Genomic DNA, 18,445 nt, shown 5'->3' with positions numbered 1-18,445 from the left:
AATTATGTTGGTCCTTCAAACCGTTTGTTAACGGGTAAGAAATATATTTATTGTTGACTTATTTTATATGTTGATCATTTCATAGTTAGTAGATGTTATAATCATTTTATGTTTACTGATATTTTATAAATATTCAAAGTTTTAATTTAATAGTCAATTGCTTTTATGATGAACAGGTGGGTATGTATATGAATACGAATTATGGAGCGCTCATGAAAATGTTAAGAGTAGTTGATTCTAAAGAAGGCGGGAATGTAAATGATATATGAAGCGAATATACATACAAGAAAAAAACTAGTTTCTATGTTTGAGGATTTCAATAACGTTGTTTTACTTTCTTATTTACAAGGGCATATGGGTACTGCTTGGGTAAATCATCTTGAAAATCCAAAAGTAGCACAAGTTACGGTAGGGATTTTTACATTTTACGCTGGAGACCCAAATACGAAAGAAACAGAAGAGTTATTACGTAATATTCCAGAAAGAATTTTAGTTATCGTGAATAGTGAAGAGTGGAAACAACGCTTAGAAACATTCCATGAAAGAAAAATAGATAAGTTTTTACGTTATAAATTCAAACGAAATCCAGAAGTTTTTAATCGTTCAAAATTAAAATCTTTTATATCAGCACTTCCAAAAGAATATGAGTTAAGAAGAATAGACGAGCATATCGCAAATAGCCCTACATTACATAAGATATCTGAAGATTTCACAAGTCAATTTCATTCGGTAGAAGATTATATAAACCGTGGTATAGGTTATAGCATTTTATATAACGGAGAAGTTGTATGCGGTGCATCCTCGTATAGTATTTATAATGATGGGATTGAAATTGAAGTTGCGACTGATCACAATCATAGAAGAGAGGGCTTGGCAACTGTAGTAAGTGCAGCTCTTATATTGGATTGCTTAGAAAATGGAAAGTATCCAAACTGGGACGCAGCGAATACTACATCTGCTAAATTAGCAGAAAAGTTAGGATATGAATTTGATAAGGCATATGATACTTATTTTGTGGATAATAGATGAGTGAAGGAGTTACATACTAAAAAATAAATGCGCCCTAGTACGTAAGTCTAGGGCGCATTTATTAGTTGGTAAATATCTTCATAACAATCATATCATATTTTATCTTTTGAATGTTTGGAATTAAAGATATTTATGTGACTTTTTGAAAAAATAAAAGAGCAGCTAGCAAAAGCCAACTGCTCCTCTCTCAGGGGGAATGGAGAAATACAATCATATTATCTATAGTATTGACGGAACATAGAGTTTTAATCAAAGCCCGATTGGTGAGGGGTTTGATTAAAACTCCCACTGATTAAAGTTTCACTTTATTACATTTACAATTTAAATAGTAGAACGTGTTTATCGTAGTTCTCCAAACACCAATTATATTTTTTTAGAATAATTGGATGGACTGCTTCTGTCGTAGTATCGACTTCAGTATATCCATATTTCTTATAAAAGTTTTCTAATTCCTCAAAAGGAAGACAATATACATTTTGTATTTGTGATTTTTTCGCAGTTTCTACTAAAAATGAAACAAGCTCACCAGCTAATTGAAGCCCTCTAAATTGAGGCAGAATAAAAATCCCGCCCATTTCTAAAGTATCTTCATCTATTTGGACTAATCGGCCAACACCTGCATACTCGTTGTTATATGTAATAATTGCAACTTTATCTCTCTTTAAATCACTTCGTACAAATCCTATTGAGTCATATTGACTATTAATCCATTTTAAATCGTTAGATGTGGCCAATTGAATACTCATATATATCCTCCTTCGGAATACTAGCGCTCTCTTCATTATATAGAACATAAGATACTATATCAAAGGAACCTTGAGGTAGCCCATTTGTTTAAGTTATTAGTTAAAAGTGTGGGGTTGCTGGCATTGAAATGATGGCTCCACCAAACATAGGATAATAATCTTGTGAATTTAGTGTTACATAGTCAAAATAAAAATTAGTTCATGCGTTCGGTAATGCACGATGGTTTAAGTGTAGAGAAGATCATAGGAGTATTTTAATTAGTAGCTACTGTATTCATTGAAGCTATTAAGGAAATGTGGTAATCGCCAGCCTTAGTGATACAAATCATATTAGGATTTAGTAAAAAAACTCTTCCTAAAAAAGAGGGAGATTAAAGATAAGAGCACTTCGAAAAGTGCCCTTCAGTAACGACTACTCATTCTAAAAAGAAAGGATGCAATATATCATATGAAGTTAAGTGTATTTAATTATGGGCCTTTTATATAAAAGTTTTATTTTGTTCTGAATAAAAAGGCGGTTGTTTCCGCAACCACCTTTCAGTAAAACAAAGCACTTTTTATGAAATAAATTATGGATGGTCCCTAAAAAAGGTTATAGGATATACCCACATTTTTATAACTAAAGTGACGAACTCAGGTTATAAGGAAGGAACAATTATATTGTATGAAATCTATTCTAGAGTAGTCACAAAGAAAGTTGTCTTCTTATTAGAAGGCAGCTTTTTTTATTAGAAAAAGAAGTAGAAGATTAAGTTACTTGTCCAAACAAATTTTTAAAAAATACATAAAATGCTATTAGTTAGTCAATATTTTAATATTGCTAATTTTTAAGACTAAAAGGGGTGATTTTATGTGTGAATGTGAAGTTTGTAGACGAAAGAAAAATCGGGATCCATTAAACCGGGAGTTTGAGCCGAAAAAACGAGTTCCTGAGCCAAAAAAAGAGGATTGTGAGCCAAAAAAAGAGGTTTGTGAGCTAAAAAAAGAGGATTGCGATCCGAAAAAAGAAGATTGCGAATCATTAAATGATTATTCGTTTAGTAAAAATGCAAATTTTTTAGAGGAAGCTATACAAACAGATGAAATCGATCAAATTTCTGAGGAATATATTGAAATAGTTGATTCAGCAGATGTACAAGTTACTACTACAGATACAAAAGCTGCGCTATCTATCCAAGCGGCATTACAAGCAGCTATCGTAGTTGTAGTAAGTATTTCTATAGCAGATAGTGAAAAGGCAGATAAAATAACACAAGAATTATTTCAAAAATCAGCTATTAAACAAATTAATAGACAAAAAACATTTATTAAAAATTCTAGAAACGTAACCGTAACAACTACTGATACAGATATTGCAGTGAATATTCAAATTCTCCTTCAAATTTTATTAGCTTTATTAGTTAAACTAAACATTTTATAAAGTGTCTATCCTATTGATATTTAGCTATAAGTTTTCAATCTAAGTAAATGTTTTTTGTTGTAATACGTGGTACAAGCTTGGACTTTTTATTATGACTGAATTAATATTCAAGATTAATGGTAAAGCAAGTGTGGAAAACTACAAATAAAGATAAAATACATGATTTAACAGTAATGAAACTTATATTTATGTGAAGTGAAGGAAAGCTGTCTTCTTATTAGAAGTCAGCTTTTGATTTTATTAGCAAAAAGAAGTGAAAATAGAAGATTAAGTTACTTGTCCAAGCAATTTTTATTTCATTACATATAATGCTCGTAGATATTTAAAATTTTTATAGAAAATTGATTGGAGTGAATATTGTAAATGGATGATTTAAACAAATTTTCTTCCTTTAAGTTTGATAAGGATCAAAAGAATATAATTATAGACCTTTTACTCTCAGATATTTTTAATAGGCATGGGATAAATGAAGAAAAATTAAAAAATTTATCACCAGAAAAAAAGCAGCAAATTAAAAGTATTGTTTCTGAAATACAATCACAAGTTAATAATTATTTAGATTGAAAGGGGGTGAACGCATGGACAAAACATGTCATTCAGATGAAAATAAAAAGTGGAGTGCATTAGATTCCTCAAATCCTCATCCATCTTTTAAAAATGCTAGCGTTTCAGAAGCAGCTGCGCAAGAAAGTAAAACGTATCAAATTTCTGAAGAATCTATTACAATTGTAGATTCAGCAGATGTAGAAGTTACTACTACAGATACAAAAGCTGCTTTATCTATTCAAGCAGCATTACAAGCAGCTATCGTGGTTATAATAAGTATTTCTATAGCAGATAGTGAAAAAGCTGACCGTGTAGCACAAGAATTGTTTCAAAAATCATCTATTAAACAAATTAATAAACAAGAAACTGTTATTAGAAATTCTAGAAATGTTACAGTTACGACTACGGATACAGACATAGCAGTAAATGTTCAAATTCTTCTCCAAATTTTATTAGCTTTACTAGTAAAATTAAATATTTTATAAAATGTTTAACTTGTTTTTATCTAGTGATTCTTACAGGTGAATATTCACTGTTTTAATTATAGTACAGGCTATAAATATTTATCATAACTGGACTAATATTCAACATCACCAAAGTATGAATGTAAACAAACAATTTGATGGAAAATAAAGTTTGGTTATTTTATGAAAATGTAAAAGCCATTTCCTTTATTGGATTTGGCTTTTCAATTTTAAACAGTATGAATTTGAAAAGATTATATTAAGATAAAGAATTAAAATATAATGATACAAAATACTTATAAAATTATTCGTGTTTTAGAAAAATAATAAGAAAAAGGTGTTTAAAATAGAATCATTTTCATTAACAGTTCAAGTTTTGAAGAATAGTGCATACAATATAAAGTGTTTTCCTTTCTTCATTTAAGTTTTACGTATATAATTTAAAAGTACTATTTTTATTTTATTATTTTATATTTATAACAGAATAGAGGTTTAAAAATGGGTGTTAAAATCATTACGGATAGTGCGGCGGATTTACCAGTAGAATTGCTGCAAGCATATGATATTGATTTAATTCCACTCCGTGTATATGATGAAGCAGAAACAGAGTATTTAGATGGAGTAACATTAGAGTCAGTTACATTATTGCAAAAAATGAGAGAAGGCGCTGTTTATAGAACGTCATTGCCTTCACTTGAAACGTTCCAAGAAAAATTTGTTTCTTATGCAAAAGAAGGTAATCCTTGTATATATTTAGCTTTTTCATCTGAACTGTCTGGTACATATCAATCATCAGTTGTCATTAAAGAGGAAGTAAAAGAAACATATGCTAACTTAGATTTAGAAATTATTGATACGAAATGTGCTTCGCTTGGTCAAGGTCTTGTCGTTTTAGAAGCTGCTAAAATGGCAAAAGACGGCGCATCAAAAGAAGATATTTTAAAGCGTGTTGATTTTCTAATGAGCCATATGGAACATATCTTCACTGTAGCTGACTTACAGTACTTAGTGAGAGGTGGACGTTTAAGTAAAGTCGCAGGATTTATCGGTGGTTTACTAAACATTAAACCGATCTTAAACGTGGAAGAAGGAAAACTTGTACCACTTGAAAAGGTACGAGGGAAAAAGAAAGTATTAAGCCGTATTGTTGATATTATGGAAGAACGTGGTAAAGACCTTAAAGGTCAAACAATCGGTATGACTCACGGTGACGATTTAGAAACAGCGGAAGCATTAAAATCATTAATTACGGAAAGATTTGGCTGTGAAGTATTTATCGTAAATACAATTGGTGCAGCAATCGGTGCACATACAGGACCTGGCGTTATAACGTTATTTTTCTTAAATGAAGTAGAGTAAAGGATTGATCTTTTGATCAATCCTTTTTTATTTTTTAATCTGTGATAATCGGTCGATATGGTATTGATGAAGATAAAATCTTTGAAGTTTTCCTATATCAAATGCAATCTTGTAGAGGGAGTATTTTTTATATGTGTAATGATACTTAATGGTAGAAGAAAAGAGTATAAATAAGAATATATTTATAGGAATTTAAATATTTGAAGATATCAAAATTTTTCCATTTCATATATAATTGTGTGTGGAGAAATATCTGTAACTATTTGTAAAAATAGGAGGTGGCTATAAAAATGCAAGAAAGTGCTAGATGGGATTTAAATCGCTTGTATTTGAATGAGGATATTCTATTTCCGATTTTGGAGTTGAAAGAGCAATATTTTGTAACAAAAGATGTAGAGATTCTTTCAAAGCTTATACAAGTTATTGAAAAAGCAGAATACTATTTGTACTGTCGATCGGTTGAAGAAAGTGTTCCATCTGACCTTACTAAATTGACCGTGAAAGTGAAGGAACTAAAAAGTGAATTACAGCAAGTAATAAAACATAATGAAGTGGAAACTTCAGATAATACTAAGTTAATAAAAGATGAACTTAATGCGTGGGAAAATATGTACATACAATTACGGGATAGGATAGAAATAGAGCACAATAATAAACTATTATCCTTTGGACAAGCAAATACTATTGCAATGAATAGTGATAATGAAAAGGAAAGATTAGAAGTATTCGATTCATTAACATGTGCTTTACATAAGGAAAAAGAAATCTTTGCTACTGTATTAAATCAAGTAGGGAGATTGCGTAATGCAAAGAGTGATGAAATAGAAGATAGAGAGATTTTAACACAATCTTTTCATGCGAATGGCATTTCAGAAACTGTATTATTCCAAATGTGGAATGCGACAGAAGAAAACCTTGATAAATTAGTAAGTGCTTTAAACGTGTATAAGAAAGGGAAAGCTTCGATTACATGGCATGAACTTATGACAGTAAAGGAAAGTAATGAGGTCATGATTCCTTTTTCAGTAGCAATACAAAACGTTTATGATGCATGGAAGAATATTGATGAAGAATTAGCAGAATTTGCACGTAATGCGATAGAAAGTGGTTGGGTAGATGCTGAACCGAGAGAGAATAAACCACCAGGCGGGTTTTGTGCTCCATTTTTCAGTGAGAAAGAATCGCGAATTTCCATTCGTTATGATGGGAGTATAAATAGTGTAAGAGTGCTCGCTCATGAATTAGGACATGCTTGGCATTTTTATAATATGAGTTTTGAACAATCTACATCTTTTTTAGATGATTATTTGCCAATGAGTACGGCTGAATCAGCATCTATTTTCTTTGAAACGGTACTCTTAAATTATCTAATTGAAACAACGGATAGTAAAGATACGAAAAAGTCATTACTTAGCTGGAAAATAAGAAATAGTTTTAATTATGTAATGGCAATACGAGCATCGTATCAGTTTGAAAAAACATTTTATGAAAAATGTAAAGAGGGTCCTTTAAGTGCTGATGAAATTGAGAAATTATCTATAATTGCACAAAAAGAAGCTTATGGAAATGCTTTAAGTGAATACCAGCCGTTTGTATGGATGAAATATATTCAATTTTATATAGCAGATGTTCCTTTTTACAATTATCCATACACGTTTGGATATTTAGTAAGTTTTAGCTTATTAGAAATAGCTCAAGAAGGTAAAAGTACTTTTCATTCGAAATATAAAGAGTTCTTACGAGAAACAGGAAAGGCTTCAGTAGAGGAGCTTATGAAAAAACATTTTGAAATAGATATAAGAAATTATGAATTTTGGAATAAAGCTTTTATTCAAATTTCTAAAGACATTGATGAATATTTGCAGCTTATATAAGGGGAGAGTACAGTGGATCAGCAATTTATAAAAGGTATACCTTTTTCAACTTTAGAATATGCAAAAGCTATAAGTTTATTAAAAGGTTGGTTATATGAACAACAAGAGAAACCAAGGTTTGTAGTAACTGCAAATCCTGAAATTGTTATGTCTGCAAAGGAAAATACGGAAAAATCAAAGGAGTTTAAAAAGATGTTACTATCTGCGGATTTAATAACAGCGGATGGGATTGGTGTCATAATTGGCTCGAAAATATTAAAAGGAACTTTGAAAGAACGTGTTACTGGGGCGGATTTAACTCACGATTTAATAAAATATTGTAACGACAATGAATATCGTGTCTTTCTTTTTGGAGCTGCGCCAGAAAGTAATAAAAAGGCATTAGAAAAATTAAATGAGCAGTTCCCAGGAGCACAATTTAAAGGACAGCATGGATTTGTAAATGGTGAAGAAATAGAAGAAATAAAAATGAAAATTAAGCAATTCAAACCGCATTTATTACTTGTAGGACTAGGTTCACCAAAACAAGAAGAGTTCATTTATGAAAACATACAAACATTAAACGTTCCGCTATCTATTGGTATCGGAGGAATGATTGATATAATATCTGGTACTGTAAAAAGAGCACCGAAAATAATGAGGGATACTGGAACTGAATGGCTGTATAGGTTACTCTCACAGCCGAAAAGGTTAAAGAGACAACTTGTACTTCCGAAATTTTTATTGTCGGTTATGTCAGAGAGGATTAAAGGGATTAATTAATAAAGGGGACTACATACATGAACAGAACCGGCATTATCGGAGCAATGCAAATTGAAATAGATTTACTTTTAGAAAAGCTAGTAATACAAGAAGAACAGACAATAGCGGGAATGCCATTTTATATTGGAGAATTCATGGGAACAGAAGTAATTATTGCACGTTCTGGTGTAGGGAAAGTAAATGCAGCTGCATGTGCGCAAACATTAATTCATAAATTTAATGTAGACTCTATCATCAATACGGGCGTTGCTGGTGGATTACATCCAGATGTAAAAGTTGGTGATGTAGTTATTTCAACTAATGTTACCCATCATGATGTAAGTAAAAATCAAATGAAAAAATTATTCCCGTTTCAAGAGGAGTTTATTGCAAGTAAGGAATTGATAGAGTTAGCACGTAAAGCATGTAACAGTAATAGTTCAAATATTCAAGCTCACCAAGGAAGAATTGTAAGTGGTGAATGTTTTGTTGAAGATTCAAAGTTAAAGGCAAAATTAATAGACGAATATGCACCTCATTGTACAGAAATGGAAGGTGCAGCAATTGGACATGTTGCCTACATAAATGATATACCGTTTCTTGTTATACGATGTATTTCTGACAGTGCAGATGATGAAGCTCAAGTTTCTTATGATAATTTCGCGAAAACTGCTGCAAATTATTGCTCAGAAATTATTATTGAGATTCTTAAAAATATATCTGGTAAAACTATAGTCCAAAAGGAGAGATATGAATGTTACAAGCATTAATTTTTGATATGGATGGAACATTATTTCAAACAGATAAAATTTTAGAATTATCGTTAGATGATACTTTTGATCACTTAAGATCACTTCAATTATGGGATACGGTAACACCGATTGAAAAATACCGTGAAATTATGGGTGTGCCGCTACCGAAAGTTTGGGAAGCTTTATTACCGGAACATTCTATTGAAATAAGAGAACAAACAGATGCATATTTTTTAGATAGACTAATTGAAAACATAAAAAGCGGAAAAGGCGCTTTATATCCAAATGTAAAAGAAATATTTACATATATAAAAGAAAATAATTGTTCCATTTACATTGCTAGTAATGGTTTGAAAGAATATTTACGAGCAATCGTAACTTATTATGCTTTAGACAAGTGGGTGACTGAAACGTTTAGTATCGAACAAATACAATCGCTAAATAAAGGTGACTTAGTTAAAAGTATTATGAACAAATATGATATAAAAGAGGCAGCCGTAGTTGGTGACCGGCTATCTGATATAAATGCAGCGAAAGACAACGGTTTACTGGCAATTGGATGCAATTTTGATTTTGCGCAAGAAGATGAACTTGCTCAGGCTGATATAGTAATAGATGATTTAATAGATTTAAAGCGGATACTGCCTGCTGTACAGAGATAAATAAAGTGTGTGCATTTTTTTCGAGTCCTATATGTCTTATTTTATGGAGGGGAATATGCTTAAAAATATTTTTAAAATTAGTAATATTCCTGCGGTTTTGTGGGGAGATAAGAGTGAAAAAATTTTTATTGCAGTACATGGAAATATGTCAAATAAGGAAGATGCAGTTATTCAAATAGTAGCTGAAGAAGCCGATCGAAAAGGTTATCAAGTATTAAGCTTTGATTTACCTGAGCATGGAGAAAGAAAGAATGATAACACTCCTTGTAAAGTACAGTTTTGTGTTAATGAATTATCTATAATTATGAACTACGCAAAAGAACATTGGAAAGAAATAAACGTGTTTGCATGTAGTATGGGAGCATATTTTAGCCTTTTAGCTTTTCAAAATGATGTGATAGAAAAGGCATTATTTTTATCACCAGTAGTTAATATGGAACGAATTATAGAAAATATGATGAAATGGTTTAATGTAACACCGGAGCTTTTACAAAAAGAAATGACTATAGAGACACCTATTGGTCAAAAGTTATATTGGGATTATTTATGCTATGTAAAAGAGCATCCTATTAGTACATGGAATACAGATACATATATTATGTACGGAGCTAAGGATGAACTGTGCGAATTTGAAACTATTAACTATTTTACAAAAAAACATCGTTGTGAATTAGAAGTTATGGAGACGGGTGAACATTACCTTCATACTGAAGAACAGTTAAAAATATTTGAACAGTGGTTACACAAACATATTGATTAACAAATTACAATTTATCTTGAACCTGTTAGAGAAGAAGGGGGAATATATAAACTGATAGTATATTTGAGAGAAAATATAAATGTGAATGTATACACTTAAACAAACAGATGCTTTAGTTAAATAAGAATTAAACAACTATATTATCGATTTATATCTAAAGTGAAGAATACACATACTACGAATTGAATAAGATAACAATCATAAAAATGCTCAGAATCAAAAATTCTAGAGCATTTTTATGTATTTTCATAGTAAGGGGAGATTTACTTGAAAGATATACATATTCAACAAATTGAAGATTTAATGATATACGAACACGATTATCTTGTTCAGGAAAGCAAAGACGAAGGATTTTATTTCCTAATAAAACTAATAAGTGAATATGAAAATAAAATAAACACGTTTAATAAAACTGGTGAATGCTTATATGGGATTTTTCAAGGGGAAAAGTTAATTGGAATAGGAGGGTTAAATGAGGATCCATATACAATAAACAATAAGATTGGTAGGATAAGGAGATTTTATATTGCAAAAAAATACCGAAGGAAAGGATTAGGGAGGTTATTATTAGCGAGAATTATAAACGATGCGAAAAAACATTTTAATATTGTTGTTTTAAATACAGATACAGTACAGGGTGACAAATTTTATACTTCGAGTGGATTTCTGAAAGGGACAAAATATATGGGAGTGAGCTATTATTTGAACTTATATAAAAGGATATAGTGAATTATTGTTTACTTCTCCAGTAGAACTTTTGTTCTGTTTCGTGTAGATTGATGTTATAATTTATAAGAATCTAATATTAGAATGGAGAATTGGATGATGGGAGAAAATAAAATTATTAATGATTTCAATGAATATTCAATTTGGATAAATACATTGAAAGGTATGAAAGAGGAATTGTGGGTGGCACCAATATCAGAGGGGAAATGGACTATTGGCGAAATAATATCTCATATTATGAACTGGGATGACTATCTATTACGTGAGACATTATCATCAGTGAGAGATGGGAAGGGAATGGAGTTCCCTGATTTTGATACATATAATAAACTAGCATCTAGTTATGCCAAATCCGGTATATCTAAGATGAAACTTCTTGAAGAAGCAAAATCTAAAAGAGAGTTACTCGTAAAAGAACTTAGATTACTATCTGCTGGAAATCTAAAGAAACCTTTAACGGCCAATGGAGTATCACATTGTCCTCATACCGGAACGCCATATTCTCTTATATATATTATTAAAGAATTTGTAGATCATGATAACCATCATAAAAGACAGGTTATTCATTTTTTAAATGAAAATCAAATTGTTAATTGATAAAGAAAGATCCCGCAAATCATATTTGTGGGATCTTTCTTACATTATAACTTAACCTTCATGTGTTTCAATAATAATCCTGGTTTACCTTTTACATAATAAAAATGCGGATTATTTTCATCATCATAAAGCATAATATAAGGCTTTTCATTTAGTGGGAGCAGTATAAGTACTTCGTCTATTGTAGTGTGTAACCATTGATTAGTAATAGAAACCGGCTTAGATAAAGGGATTTTTATCATATAGCCATCTTTTGGAACGACATTTAAGTTTTTAAATGGACCAGTTATTGCTTTAGCGTATTGAACTGCTTCTTTTTGGATTACTGGATCTAAAGATTGTTTTTGAATGACCATTTCTTTTTGACAATCAAATACTTCAATTTGTTGATTTGTATTTGCGAACGCATTTGTTGATAATAGAAATATAAGAAGAGAAATGACCCCGATTTTTTTTATCATAGTACAACACCTCACCATTACTATCCCCTCAAAAGCTTTAAATATTTTTCTGTCACATTCATGTAACAAAGATGTTGTATGATACAATTGGTTTTTGTTTAAAAGCAATGGAGGAAAAAATATGAAAGTATTAATTGCAGATGACGAACAAGATATGTTAAGGATTTTAAAAGCTTATTTTGAAAAAGAAGGATTCGAAGTTTTTTTAGCAAAAGACGGAGAGGAAGCACTTCAAATATTTTATGATGAAAAAATTGATTTAGCTATTTTGGATTGGATGATGCCAAAACATAGTGGTATTACTGTCTGTCAGGAAATAAAAAAGAATTCAAGCGTGAAAGTATTAATGCTTACGGCGAAAAGTGAAAGCGAAGATGAATTAGCAGCGCTTCAAAGTGGGGCAGATGAGTACGTGAAAAAACCATTTCATCCAGGAGTACTAATTACGCGAGCGAAAAAACTTATTCAGCACGATGATATTATTCAAGTACAAGATGTAAAGATAAATTTCGCCAAAAATAAAGTATATAAAAATGATATAGAGTTAGAAATTACAAAAACAGAGCTCGAATTAATAAAATGCTTTTTAAATCATAAAGGAACGATTTTAACTCGTAAAAAATTGTTAGACATTGTATGGGGATTTGACTATTTTGGAGAAGAGAGAACGGTTGATACACATGTAAGAAGGCTGCGTAAAAAAATTGGAGAAGATATTATTAAGACGCATCGTGGGCTGGGTTATAGTTTGGAGGAACAAAGTGAATAAACTTGGGAAAAAGCTATTTCTCAGCATTTCTTTAACCGTTATTCTTATATTTACAATTTCTTTATTATTAATTAACTTTCTCCTGCCGAAATATAATATTTATAAAACACGTGAAAACTTAAATGAATTTACAACTCAAATACAAAATGCGCCAGTCAATGATTTAGAAGATGTTATTCATACAATTGAAAGTGAAAATAATGTTACAATTGCGTATACGCCAATTAATCAGTCAGAAGATGCTATGAACGACGCGTTACGCATGCAACTTACGAAAAAGAAAGTAACGTTAAATAAGCTTTGGATTACGAAAGACGAAGTTATGAAAGTGAAGACGGAAGGGCAATCGAATAAACTGTACGATCAAGGAAAGGTAAAAGCGAGTTTTTTTGCTAAATATATTGCGAAAGATGATACGATAATTTTAATTGGGACTTCCATTGCGAATTCAAATGAAATTATAAATACGTTAAATACATTTTACTTATATATCCTATGTTTCTCGCTCCTTCTTATTATTTTACTTGTGTGGATACTTTCAAAAATAATAACGACACCACTGAAAGAGTTAAGTGATGTGGCTCAGGATATTTCACATTTGCAGTTTAAAAGAACGAAAGTGAAAACGAATGATGAAATAGGAGAGTTGGCCAATAGTATTAATATCATGAGTGAAAAACTACATGAAGCACATCAAGACTTAACTGATCGTAATGAACATTTAAAACGATTTATGGGTGATGTAACGCATGAATTAAAGACACCGATCGCATTAGTAAAAGCATACTCTATGGGGATTAAAGATGGATTAGATGATGGGACTTACGTAGATACAATTATTAAACAAACAGATCAAATATCAAACTTAATTGAAGAACTATTACGATTTTCTAAAATAGAAAGAGATATTTTACAAAAAGAAGAATTCCCCATTGAACCACTGGTCCAGAGTATATTAGATAAGCATCAGATTGAACTGGATTCGAAAGAAATTAACTTGCAAGTAAATTGTAATGCGGGCAATACAATCGTTTATGCAGATTTAAATAAAATGAGAATGGTGTTTCAAAATTTAATTTCTAATGCGATAAAATATACAGCAAATCAAAACATAATAATTACATTAGAAGATAGAAATAAAAGTATATATTTCCAAATAAAAAATGGCATTCCTACGGATAAAATTAAGGATATCGAGAAAATTTGGGAGCCTTTTTATGTACTAGAATCTTCTCGTAGTAAAGAAAAATCAGGTACAGGATTAGGTTTAGCGATAGTGAAAAGTATTTTAGAAAGGCATGGTTTTGAATATGGAGTTTCCTCTATAGATGGAGAAATTCAATTTTATATAAATGTGAAAAAGGACTAATGAAAATATTAGTCCTTTTTGCAGCTTTAGAGATTAGCGATATAGGATGAATCACCATAATTTTCAAAATTGATGTATTAAATGGAGAATTAGCAAATGTTCTACTTTCATTAAATTCACGTGAAGTTCACAGGAAAACGTTATATTTACATAGTTATATTTGAATTTAATGAAGTGAGGTATTCAGATTTGAAAAGAAAGAAATTAGTAATTGGTAGCATTTTAATGGGTATGACGTTATCTTTATCTGCATGTGGTTCATCAGATAATATTGTAACGACAAAATCAGGAAGCATTTCAGAAAGTGATTTTAACAAAAAATTAAAAGAAAACTACGGTAAACAGAATTTATCTGAAATGGTAGTAGAGAAAGTATTACATGATAAATATAAAGTTACGGATGAAGAGGTAACGAAACAACTAAAAGAATTAAAAGACAAGATGGGCGATAATTTTAATACATATATGGAATCCAATGGTGTGAAAAATGAAGATCAGTTGAAAGAGAAATTAAAGCTTACTTTTGCTTTTGAAAAAGCTATTAAAGCAACCGTAACGGAAAAAGATATTAAAGATCATTATAAGCCAAAGCTTCAAGTTAGCCATATTTTAGTAAAAGATGAAAAGACAGCAAAAGAAATTAAAGAAAAATTAAATAGTGGCGAAGATTTCGCGGCATTGGCTAAACAATATTCAGAGGATCCAGGTTCTAAAGAAAAAGGTGGGGAACTATCTGAATTTGGACCTGGTATGATGGTGAAAGAATTTGAGGATGCTGCGTATAAGTTAGAAGTTGGTCAATTGAGTGAACCTGTTAAATCTTCTTTCGGATATCATATTATTAAGCTAACGGATAAAAAAGAGCTTAAACCGTATGAGGAAGAGAAAGAGAATATTCGTAAAGAATTAGAACAGCAACGTATACAAGATCCTCAATTCCATCAACAAGTTACTAGAGATCTGCTTAAAAATGCAGATATAAAGGTATCTGATAAAGACTTGAAAGATACCTTTAAAGAGTTAGAAAAATAATAAATGGAATGTAAGGCAATCGATAGAAATATTGGTTGTCTTTTTCTCTATTTATCCCGCTATTTGCCGGGCAGTAAGACCCCACCTCAAAATTCAGCGAAAGCAAAGAAGTGGCCCTGCTGATCGTAAACGTCCAATTGGTGAGGGTTGATTAAAGTTTCACTTTATAAAGAAGGTGGGAGTGGGAAAATAATTTCACACCTCCATTAAATTTTACTTAATAAGAAATCTTTGAGTTTCTCAACTTTTATATAAAAATAAAACTGAATTTTCAGTTATTTTGTTATATAGTAAAAGAGAACGAATAAGGGGAGGGAATATTTTGAGTAAAAAGAAAATGGCAATTACACTGTCAGCAATGCTATCTGCAACAATTATACCTAGCTTTACTATGGATGTGCATGCAGAGAAGAAGGAAGAGACTAAAAATACGAAAATTGAATTAGAAAATGGGATGACAAAACCGATTTATTCTCTCGATGAAGCTATTATCGAAAATTTATATGTAGAGACAGAAGTTGATAGTGATCAAGACGGTAAGAAAGACAGAGTATCGATAAAAGTTATGCGTCCAAAGACAGATCCGAATGTGAAAGTTCCTGTTATTTATGAAATGAGTCCATATCGATCTGGATTAAAAGATGTTCCTGTATATAATGTAGATGAAGAATTGTATGCGTATGAAGGAAAACCGTATGGAGCGATTAATCTTGGTTCGTATGGGAACTATTACGTGCCAAGAGGTTATGCAGTTATTTTAGGCGAAAGTATCGGTACTGGAAAATCAGATGGATGCCCTACAACTGGAGATGAACAAGAGATACTCGGGACAAAATCTGTTATTGATTGGGTAAACGGTCGCGCGAAAGCATTTACAGAACAGGGTGAGGAAGTTCAGGCAAATTGGTCTACAGGCAATGTAGGTATGACTGGAGTTTCTTATAATGGTACATTACCAAATGCTGTTGCGACTACTGGAGTTGAAGGTTTAAAAACAATTATTCCAATCGCAGCAATTAGTAGTTGGTATGATTATTATCGTGCAAATGGTGCAGTCATTGCTCCAGGCGGATATCAAGGAGAAGATACAGATAATATGGCAGAAGCAGTACTGACAAGGGAAAACCCTGAAGTTTGCGGACAAGTTATAAAAGAGTTAACGGCTGGACAAGACCGAAAAACAGGTAATTATAATGATTTTTGGGATAAACGTAACTATGTAAAAGATGCTAAAAATGTAAAAGCGAGTGTATTTGTTGTTCATGGTTTAAACGATTGGAATGTTAAAACGAAACAGTTCGCGCAATGGTGGGAAGCACTTGGAGAAAATAATGTTCCGCGTAAAATGTGGCTACACCAAGGTGGTCATGGTGGGACATCAAGTAATAACTGGCAGCAAACACAAAATAAATGGTTAGATTATTGGTTGTACGGAATTGAAAATGGAATTATGGATGAACCAATGGTTGATGTGCAAAGAGAAAATAAAACGTGGCAAAAGATAAAAAATTGGCCAGATCCAGCAGCTGTACCTTCAAAAATCCGTATGTATTTAAGCAATAAATCAGTCAATTTGCCACTAAGTATGGGATCGGCTAATAAAGTTTTCTCATTCTTAGATGATGCACAAATAAAATCAAACCAATTAGTAGCAAACCCAGAATTAGAAGTAGCAAATCGATTAGTATATACAATGCCTGTACTGCAAAAAGATACGCGTATAAGTGGTACACCAAAGATTTCAATTACAGGAAATATTGATCGATCTGTATCAAATTTAACAGCGTTACTTGTTGACTATGGAGGAGCGAAGCCGGAAATCGTAACGAGAGGCTGGATGGACCCACAAAACGTAAAGAGTATAGAAAATTCAACAGCGATTCAACCGGGCAAAGATTATACATTCACATGGGACATGCAGCCAGATGATTATGTATTTAAAGCGGGGCATCAAATCGGAGTGGTTTTAATTGCAAGTGATTATGATTATACAATTAGACCGAAAGCTGGTACAAAACTTACTGTGAAATTAAGTGAAGTGACATTGCCGATTGTGAAATAAATATTTTTTCTAAAGAGCTTACTAAAGTAAGCTCTTTAATTTGTAGTCTGAATTTTTAATTTTTATATTTCAAATTGGAAGGTTATGTAATACAATATCATTATATTCTATGGAAAGTGAGTGATATATTATGACAGTCAGCTCTTTCGAAATCTCATTAAAATTAGAGGTATAGGAAGATTAGTTGAATTGAAATCTTCCGTACGTAAAAACGGAGGAGAAAATAAATGTTTAGCTTTTATAGTACACTTTGTACGGAACTGTATGATTACACAAAACCAGTCGGTTATTCTTTAAATGGTGATATTGAGTATTACAAAGAACGTTTAAAAGATTGTAGAGGAAGAATCCTCGAAGCTGCAGTAGGTTCAGGGCGTGTCATCATTCCGCTTCTAGAGGCTGGTTTTAAAGTGGATGGGATAGATTATTCACCTGAAATGCTAGATTCTTGCCGTAAGCGCTGTAAAGAGAGAGGCTTACATCCTAATTTGTATGAAGGAAGCTTGCAACAATTTTCACTTCCGCATAAATATGACGCAATTATCATTCCTACTGGATCTTTTTGTTTAATTGAAAATCGTGTGGATTCTATAAATGCATTAAAATGTTTTTATGAACATCTTAATCCAGGTGGACGATTAATCGTAGATATTATGCTCCCGCATAAATGGAAGACTGGGGAAATTCATACATCGACTTTCTCTTTGCCAAGCGGAGACGGAATCACATTAGAAAATAAATCAATTGAAATAGATTGGCTGAACCAAGTTACAGTATCATATTTGAAATATGAAAAGTGGAGTAAAGGACAGTTAGTACAAACAGAATTGCAACGCTTTGCGCTGCGCTGGTATGGAATAGAAGAGTTTATACTTCTTTTAGAAAGTATAGGTTTCTCAAACATTACTCGCTCTACTGAATATGTTTATGAAAAAGAACCGTCAAATGCAAATCAAACGATTACTTTTGAAGCTGTGCGAAAAGAATAGAACTAAAACTATGAATAAAAAATAAGGCAATCGTTTTAAAATCGGCTGTCTTATTTTTTATTTTATGTAATGGTTTATAGAGAAAGA

19 protein-coding genes are annotated in these 18,445 nt (G+C 31.5%); 17 read left to right on the top strand and 2 right to left on the bottom strand.

Translation table 11 applies throughout. The annotated features are described in order from the left end of the window. The first annotated feature begins 258 nt into the window (after positions 1–258). Positions 259–1,029, top strand: a complete 771-nt coding sequence (locus tag BLT20_RS11340; RefSeq protein WP_073339201.1) for a GNAT family N-acetyltransferase — start codon at positions 259–261, stop codon at positions 1,027–1,029. A 314-nt stretch (positions 1,030–1,343) separates the two neighbouring features. On the opposite strand, the gene BLT20_RS11335 is transcribed toward BLT20_RS11340, so the two are convergent. Then, entirely contained in the window at positions 1,344–1,775 is a 432-nt protein-coding gene (locus BLT20_RS11335; RefSeq protein WP_000027166.1) for a GNAT family N-acetyltransferase, read from the bottom strand. 850 nt (positions 1,776–2,625) lie between these two features. Between BLT20_RS11335 and BLT20_RS11330 the strand changes: the two genes are divergently transcribed. From BLT20_RS11330 to BLT20_RS11280, 11 genes are all read left to right on the top strand, one after another. Then, on the top strand, positions 2,626–3,195 hold the full coding sequence (locus BLT20_RS11330) for a spore coat protein (protein WP_000333037.1): 570 nt from the start codon (positions 2,626–2,628) through the stop codon (positions 3,193–3,195). 363 nt (positions 3,196–3,558) lie between these two features. Continuing rightward, entirely contained in the window at positions 3,559–3,759 is a 201-nt protein-coding gene (locus tag BLT20_RS11325; protein ID WP_000342253.1) for a spore coat protein W, read from the top strand. Between the two features lie 14 nt (positions 3,760–3,773). Beyond that, positions 3,774–4,226, top strand: a complete 453-nt coding sequence (locus tag BLT20_RS11320; RefSeq protein ID WP_000361676.1) for a spore coat protein — start codon at positions 3,774–3,776, stop codon at positions 4,224–4,226. Between the two features lie 477 nt (positions 4,227–4,703). Beyond that, positions 4,704–5,564 (top strand): DegV family protein, encoded by an 861-nt coding sequence (locus tag BLT20_RS11315; RefSeq protein WP_000538278.1) that lies wholly within the window; start codon positions 4,704–4,706, stop codon positions 5,562–5,564. Between the two features lie 290 nt (positions 5,565–5,854). Next, complete coding sequence (locus tag BLT20_RS11310; protein WP_001158171.1) at positions 5,855–7,438, top strand: M3 family metallopeptidase; 1,584 nt, start codon at positions 5,855–5,857, stop codon at positions 7,436–7,438. Between the two features lie 12 nt (positions 7,439–7,450). Next, a complete protein-coding gene (locus BLT20_RS11305) occupies positions 7,451–8,200 on the top strand; it encodes a WecB/TagA/CpsF family glycosyltransferase (RefSeq protein ID WP_000372664.1) in 750 nt (249 codons plus the stop codon). A 17-nt stretch (positions 8,201–8,217) separates the two neighbouring features. After that, positions 8,218–8,949, top strand: coding sequence for a 5'-methylthioadenosine/adenosylhomocysteine nucleosidase (locus tag BLT20_RS11300; protein ID WP_001082285.1), 732 nt, complete (start codon positions 8,218–8,220; stop codon positions 8,947–8,949). Beyond that, entirely contained in the window at positions 8,934–9,593 is a 660-nt protein-coding gene (locus BLT20_RS11295; RefSeq protein WP_000938422.1) for an HAD hydrolase-like protein, read from the top strand. Before BLT20_RS11300 ends, BLT20_RS11295 begins: the two co-directional genes overlap by 16 nt. Positions 9,594–9,648: 55 nt before the next feature. Then, entirely contained in the window at positions 9,649–10,353 is a 705-nt protein-coding gene (locus BLT20_RS11290; RefSeq protein ID WP_000916629.1) for an alpha/beta hydrolase, read from the top strand. A gap of 267 nt (positions 10,354–10,620) precedes the next feature. Continuing rightward, the gene (locus BLT20_RS11285; protein WP_000651657.1) at positions 10,621–11,079 is read left to right on the top strand and encodes a GNAT family N-acetyltransferase; all 459 of its coding nucleotides are present in this window, start codon (positions 10,621–10,623) and stop codon (positions 11,077–11,079) included. A 99-nt stretch (positions 11,080–11,178) separates the two neighbouring features. Beyond that, complete coding sequence (locus tag BLT20_RS11280; RefSeq protein WP_000504411.1) at positions 11,179–11,676, top strand: DinB family protein; 498 nt, start codon at positions 11,179–11,181, stop codon at positions 11,674–11,676. Positions 11,677–11,720: 44 nt separating this feature from the next. Here the strand turns inward: BLT20_RS11280 and BLT20_RS11275 are convergent, their stop codons facing one another. Next, positions 11,721–12,137, bottom strand: coding sequence for a hypothetical protein (locus BLT20_RS11275; protein ID WP_000591757.1), 417 nt, complete (start codon positions 12,135–12,137; stop codon positions 11,721–11,723). A 121-nt stretch (positions 12,138–12,258) separates the two neighbouring features. On the opposite strand from BLT20_RS11275, the gene BLT20_RS11270 reads away from it, so the two are divergent. The 5 genes from BLT20_RS11270 (at position 12,259) to BLT20_RS11250 (ending at position 18,358) form a co-directional block, all read left to right on the top strand. Continuing rightward, positions 12,259–12,906 (top strand): response regulator transcription factor, encoded by a 648-nt coding sequence (locus tag BLT20_RS11270; RefSeq protein ID WP_000865969.1) that lies wholly within the window; start codon positions 12,259–12,261, stop codon positions 12,904–12,906. Next, positions 12,899–14,275 carry a sensor histidine kinase gene (locus tag BLT20_RS11265; RefSeq protein ID WP_001037251.1) on the top strand — a complete coding sequence of 459 codons (1,377 nt, stop codon included), beginning with the start codon at positions 12,899–12,901 and terminating at the stop codon, positions 14,273–14,275. The genes BLT20_RS11270 and BLT20_RS11265 overlap by 8 nt, the downstream gene beginning before the upstream one ends. Positions 14,276–14,464: 189 nt before the next feature. Continuing rightward, positions 14,465–15,307 carry a peptidylprolyl isomerase PrsA gene (locus BLT20_RS11260; protein ID WP_000823433.1) on the top strand — a complete coding sequence of 281 codons (843 nt, stop codon included), beginning with the start codon at positions 14,465–14,467 and terminating at the stop codon, positions 15,305–15,307. A gap of 322 nt (positions 15,308–15,629) precedes the next feature. Beyond that, positions 15,630–17,369 carry a Xaa-Pro dipeptidyl-peptidase gene (locus BLT20_RS11255; protein WP_000038291.1) on the top strand — a complete coding sequence of 580 codons (1,740 nt, stop codon included), beginning with the start codon at positions 15,630–15,632 and terminating at the stop codon, positions 17,367–17,369. A 227-nt stretch (positions 17,370–17,596) separates the two neighbouring features. Then, positions 17,597–18,358 (top strand): class I SAM-dependent methyltransferase, encoded by a 762-nt coding sequence (locus BLT20_RS11250; RefSeq protein ID WP_000490911.1) that lies wholly within the window; start codon positions 17,597–17,599, stop codon positions 18,356–18,358. Positions 18,359–18,445 lie beyond the last annotated feature (87 nt).

The organism is Bacillus sp. cl96 (assembly GCF_900100505.1).
GTDB lineage: Bacteria > Bacillota > Bacilli > Bacillales > Bacillaceae_G > Bacillus_A > Bacillus_A cereus.
Note: the sequence above shows the minus strand (reverse complement) of the source record. Positions and strands in the feature narration are given on the sequence as shown.